The 525-nt window shown below is 57.7% G+C and carries 2 pseudogenes; both read right to left on the bottom strand.

Features of this window, described 5'->3' with window-relative positions:
• Positions 1-144, bottom strand: a pseudogene (locus BK660_RS30485) (8-amino-7-oxononanoate synthase); the annotation flags it as partial.
• A gap of 146 nt (positions 145-290) precedes the next feature.
• Positions 291-525: pseudogene (locus BK660_RS30480) on the bottom strand (biotin synthase BioB); the annotation flags it as partial.

The following is a 525-nucleotide window of genomic DNA, read 5'->3' as shown; positions in this document are numbered from 1 at the left end:
GAGATAATCGTTATTGCAGAACGCGAGCAGCGGTTTGCCGTCGACCACCACTTCAGGCCCCTGCGGGGACTCGAGCAGCGGGCGCTGGCGATAGAGGTTTTCGGCACGACGGGCAGCAAGGCGTGCGGCGAGATCGAAAGACATGCAGGCCTCGACTTTCAAGTGACACAGATCCCTTGTGGGAGCGAGCCTGCTCGCGATGGCGGTGTATCAGTCGACATCTTTGGTGAATGTCAGACCGCTTTCGCGAGCAGGCTCACTCCTACAAGGTTTTGCATTTCAAGTTGCGGTTAGACGGCGGCGTTATAGAACTGCTCGCTGCTCTTCTGCTCAACCAATGCCTGCTCGATCGCGGCCTGGTGAACCTCATCGGAATGTTCTTCACGAGCTTCCGGCTGAATGCCCAGTCGCGCAAACAGTTGCATGTCCTTGTCCGCCTGCGGGTTGGCGGTGGTCAGCAGTTTGTCGCCGTAGAAAATCGAGTTGGCACCGGCAAAAAACGCCAACGCCTGCATCTGCTCGTTC

This window comes from Pseudomonas brassicacearum (assembly GCF_003732265.1).
Classification (GTDB): Bacteria; Pseudomonadota; Gammaproteobacteria; order Pseudomonadales; family Pseudomonadaceae; genus Aquipseudomonas; species Aquipseudomonas brassicacearum_D.
The sequence above is the reverse complement of the archived record's forward strand: the minus strand, read 5'-3'. Positions and strand labels throughout refer to the sequence as shown.